Origin of the sequence: Bowdeniella massiliensis, assembly GCF_023634005.1 — a bacterium.
In the GTDB taxonomy this organism is placed as follows: Bacteria; Actinomycetota; Actinomycetes; order Actinomycetales; family Actinomycetaceae; genus Bowdeniella; species Bowdeniella massiliensis.
The window spans coordinates 1-5,305 of record NZ_JALIQR010000027.1; the positions used below are offsets into that span (position 1 = coordinate 1).

Annotated in this window: 3 rRNA genes; all 3 read right to left on the reverse strand. The window is 54.9% G+C overall.

What is annotated here, in order from left to right:
* Window positions 1–48 precede the first annotated feature (48 nt).
* Window positions 49–165 (reverse strand): 5S ribosomal RNA (gene rrf, locus MUN85_RS12460).
* A gap of 75 nt (window positions 166–240) precedes the next feature.
* A 23S ribosomal RNA gene (locus MUN85_RS12465) occupies window positions 241–3,340 on the reverse strand.
* A 258-nt stretch (window positions 3,341–3,598) separates the two neighbouring features.
* Window positions 3,599–5,120, reverse strand: a 16S ribosomal RNA gene (locus tag MUN85_RS12470).
* The 16S, 23S and 5S rRNA genes sit together here, the layout of an rRNA operon.
* Window positions 5,121–5,305 lie beyond the last annotated feature (185 nt).

Consider the following 5,305-nt stretch of genomic DNA (forward strand, 5'->3'; position numbering starts at 1 on the left):
ATATGCCGGTGGCCCCACCTTGTTGGTGGGGCCACCGGGTTTGGGTGGTGTCGGCGGTGTCCTACTCTCCCACACTCTCTCGGGTGCAGTACCATCGGCGCTGGAGGGCTTAGCTTCCGGGTTCGGAATGGGGCCGGGCGTTTCCCCTCCGCTATGGCCGCCGTACGTTTGTGGGGGACCCATGACGGGATGGGTCTATTTGTGTTTGGGTGGTTTGGGAACCGTATAGGGACGCGAGTGTTTGGCTAGTTTTTGGCCATTAGTACCGGTCAGCTGAACACATTACTGTGCGTACACTTCCGGCCTATCAACCCCATGGTCTGTAGGGGGCCTTCACCACCAAATGGTGGATGGAAACCTTATCTTGAAGCAGGCTTCCCGCTTAGATGCTTTCAGCGGTTATCCTTACCGAACGTAGCTAACCAGCCATGCACCTGGCGGTACAACTGGCACACCAGAGGTTCGTCCGTCCCGGTCCTCTCGTACTAGGGACAGGCCTTCTCAAGTTTCCTGCGCGCGCAGCGGATAGGGACCGAACTGTCTCACGACGTTCTGAACCCAGCTCGCGTACCACTTTAATGGGCGAACAGCCCAACCCTTGGGACCTACTCCAGCCCCAGGATGTGACGAGCCGACATCGAGGTGCCAAACCATGCCGTCGATATGAACTCTTGGGCAAGATCAGCCTGTTATCCCCGGGGTACCTTTTATCCGTTGAGCGACCACGCTTCCACAAGCCATGGCCGGATCACTAGTTCCGACTTTCGTCCCTGTTCGACACGTCCGTCTCACAGTCAAGCTCCCTTGTGCACTTACACTCAACACCTGATTACCAACCAGGCTGAGGGAACCTTTGAGCGCCTCCGTTACTCTTTAGGAGGCAACCGCCCCAGTTAAACTACCCACCAGGCACTGTCCCTGATCCGGATCACGGACCGAGGTTAGACATTCAATACGATCAGAGTGGTATTTCAACGATGACTCCACACCCACTGACGTGGATGCTTCACAGTCTCCCACCTATCCTACACAAACCGCATCGAACACCAATACCAAGCTATAGTAAAGGTCCCGGGGTCTTTCCGTCCTGCTGCGCGAAACGAGCATCTTTACTCGTAGTGCAATTTCACCGAGTTCATGGTTGAGACAGCGGAGAAGTCGTTACGCCATTCGTGCAGGTCGGAACTTACCCGACAAGGAATTTCGCTACCTTAGGATGGTTATAGTTACCACCGCCGTTTACTGGGGCTTAAATTCTCAGCTTCACCACACACAAGGCGTGATTAACCGGTCCTCTTAACCTTCCAGCACCGGGCAGGCGTCAGTCCGTATACAGCGTCTTGCGACTTCGCACGGACCTATGTTTTTGATAAACAGTCGCTTCTCCCTGGTCTCTGCGGCCCACACCAGCTAAACCCGTCAAAGGGTTTTCACCAGGTGGGCCCCCCTTCTTCCAAAGTTACGGGGGCATTTTGCCGAGTTCCTTAACCATGATTATCTCGATCGCCTTAGTATTCTCTACTTGACCACCTGAGTCGGTTTAGGGTACGGGCGGCTCACACCTCGCGTCGAGGCTTTTCTCGGCAGCATAGGATCACCCTGTTATCCCCCAAAAATGGGGCCACCATCAGATCTCACACTTATATGAGGCGCGGATTTGCCTACACCTCGTGCTACATCCTTAGACACACATTGCCATTAAGTGCGCCGGGCTACCTTCCTGCGTCACCCCTGTTACTACGCTTACCTACTACCAGATCGGGTCACACGCGCAACCACCACCACCTCCCGAAGGAGACAATAGCAGTCTTGGGTGCTTAGCATCACTGGGCTCGGTACGGGCGGTGCTTTGCCGGTAGGAGAATATCAACTCCTTGTCCATCGACTACGCCTGACGGCCTCGCCTTAGGTCCCGACTTACCCAGGGCGGATTAACCTGGCCCTGGAACCCTTGGTCATTCGGCGGACGGGTTTCTCACCCGTCATTCGTTACTCATGCCTGCATTCTCACTCGTACACACTCCACGACACAATCACTTGGCCGCTTCATCGCAGTGCACGACGCTCCCCTACCCAACAACACACACGTGTCATTGCCACAGCTTCGGCGGTGTACTTAGCCCCGCTACATTATCGGCGCAGAATCACTTGACCAGTGAGCTATTACGCACTCTTTCAAGGGTGGCTGCTTCTAAGCCAACCTCCTGGTTGTCTATGCAACTCCACATCCTTTCCCACTTAGCACACGCTTAGGGGCCTTAGCTGATGATCTGGGCTGTTTCCCTCTCGACTACGAAGCTTATCCCCCGCAGTCTCACTGCCGCACAAAAATTTCACTGGCATTCGGAGTTTGGTTGACGTCAGTAACCCGGTGGGGCCCATCAGCCATCCAGTAGCTCTACCTCCAGCAAACCTACATACGACGCTGCACCTAAATGCATTTCGGGGAGAACCAGCTATCACGAAGTTTGATTGGCCTTTCACCCCTACCCACAGGTCATCCCCCCAGTTTTCAACCTAGGTGGGTTCGGTCCTCCACGACGTCTTACCATCGCTTCAACCTGCCCATGGGTAGATCACTTCGCTTCGGGTCTAGAACATGCGACTCACACGCGCTCTTCACACTCGCTTTCGCTACGGCTACCCCACACGGGTTAACCTCGCCACATGCCACTAACTCGCAGGCTCATTCTTCAAAAGGCACGCCATCACCCCAACCAAGGAGGCTCTGACGGATTGTAAGCATCCGGTTTCAGGTACTATTTCACTCCCCTCCCGGGGTACTTTTCACCATTCCCTCACGGTACTATCCACTATCGGTCACCAGAAAGTATTTAGGCTTACCCAGTGGTCTGGGCAGATTCACACGGGATTTCACGGGCCCCGTCCTACTTGGGAACACTATCTAGCAAGACTGCAGCATTTCGCCTACGGGGGTATCACCCACTACGCCAGGCCTTCCCAGACCCTTCGACTACACCACAGCTTTCTCACTTGCCCACCACGCGGCAGCATGATGACAACAGGCCCCACAACCCCACGCACGCAACCCCTGCCGGGTATCACACGCACGCAGTTTAGCCTCCTCCGCTTTCGCTCGCCACTACTCACGGAATATCTCTTCCTACGGGTACTAAGATGTTTCACTTCCCCGCGTTCCCCCCAACGCCCTATCAATTCAAGCGCTGGTAACCAGACACAACTCTGGCCAGGTTTCCCCATTCGGACACCCTCGGATCACAGCTCGTTTGCCAACTCCCCGAGGCATATCGCAGGCTACAACGTCCTTCTTCGGCTTCTGGTACCAAGGCATTCACCGAATGCTCTTACAAACTAGACCAAAAGATACTCGCGTCCACTATACAGTTCTCAAACAACCCACCCACACCCACCAGAACACCCCCACACAGGAGCACCCAGCAGACAGGGCCACAAGAAAACCACCACACAGGCGATTCCCCCACAACCCAACAGCATGCCATTTCGTATAAAACCTTTTCGTGATGATTCCATCCACAAAACCGCACACCCCCCACACCCACACGTAAGCAGGCATGAAAACAAAAAGAGATGCACTAGAGACAAACAGTCTCCTTAGAAAGGAGGTGATCCAGCCGCACCTTCCGGTACGGCTACCTTGTTACGACTTCGTCCCAATCGCCAGTCCCACCTTCGACCACTCCCCCCAAAAGGGTTAGGCCGTGAGCTTCGGGTGTTACCAACTTTCGTGACGTGACGGGCGGTGTGTACAAGGCCCGAGAACGTATTCACCGCAGCGTTGCTGATCTGCGATTACTAGCGACTCCGACTTCATGGGGTCGAGTTGCAGACCCCAATCCGAACTGAGACCGGCTTTACGGGATTAGCTCACCCTCACGAGATCGCAACCCACTGTACCGGCCATTGTAGCATGCGTGAAGCCCAAGACATAAGGGGCATGATGATTTGACGTCATCCCCACCTTCCTCCGAGTTAACCCCGGCAGTCTCTCATGAGTCCCCACCATCACGTGCTGGCAACATGAGACAAGGGTTGCGCTCGTTGCGGGACTTAACCCAACATCTCACGACACGAGCTGACGACAACCATGCACCACCTGTACACCAGCCCAAAGGCTGCCACATCTCTGCAGCATTCCGGTGTATGTCAAGCCTTGGTAAGGTTCTTCGCGTTGCATCGAATTAATCCGCATGCTCCGCCGCTTGTGCGGGCCCCCGTCAATTCCTTTGAGTTTTAGCCTTGCGGCCGTACTCCCCAGGCGGGGCACTTAATGCGTTAGCTACGGCACAGAAACCATGGAACTGGCCCCCACACCTAGTGCCCAACGTTTACGGCATGGACTACCAGGGTATCTAATCCTGTTCGCTCCCCATGCTTTCGCTCCTCAGCGTCAGTAACAGCCCAGAGACCCGCCTTCGCCACCGGTGTTCCTCCTGATATCTGCGCATTCCACCGCTACACCAGGAATTCCAGTCTCCCCTACTGCACTCAAGCCAGCCCGTACCCACCGCAAGCCCACAGTTAAGCTGCAGGTTTTCACGGCAGACGCGACAAGCCGCCTACGAGCTCTTTACGCCCAATAATTCCGGACAACGCTTGCGCCCTACGTATTACCGCGGCTGCTGGCACGTAGTTAGCCGGCGCTTCTTCTGCAGGTACCGTCAAATTCTTCCCTACTGAAAGAGGTTTACAACCCGAAGGCCGTCATCCCTCACGCGGCGTCGCTGCATCAGGGTTTCCCCCATTGTGCAATATTCCCCACTGCTGCCTCCCGTAGGAGTCTGGGCCGTGTCTCAGTCCCAGTGTGGCCGGTCACCCTCTCAGGCCGGCTACCCGTCAACGCCTTGGTAGGCCATCACCCCACCAACAAGCTGATAGGCCGCGAGCCCATCCCCCACCAGAAAAACCTTTCCAACAACAACCATGCGACCATTGCTGAATATCCAGTATTAGCCACCGTTTCCGGCAGTTATCCCAAAGAAGGGGGCAGGTTACTCACGTGTTACTCACCCGTTCGCCACTCTCACCAAAACCGCAAGCGGAAATGGATCCCGTTCGACTTGCATGTGTTAAGCACGCCGCCAGCGTTCGTCCTGAGCCAGGATCAAACTCTCCGCAAAAAAACCAATAGCAAAAACCATCAGCCAAATACGAAAAATAATGTCCCAGCCAACCACCCCAAAAAAAGGGGCAGCCAACCAAACAAAACAACCCACACCCACCAAAAAAAGGCGAGCACAGGCCAAATGGCATCACAAAAAATACAAAATGACACACTGTTGAGTTATCAAGGAACCACCACACA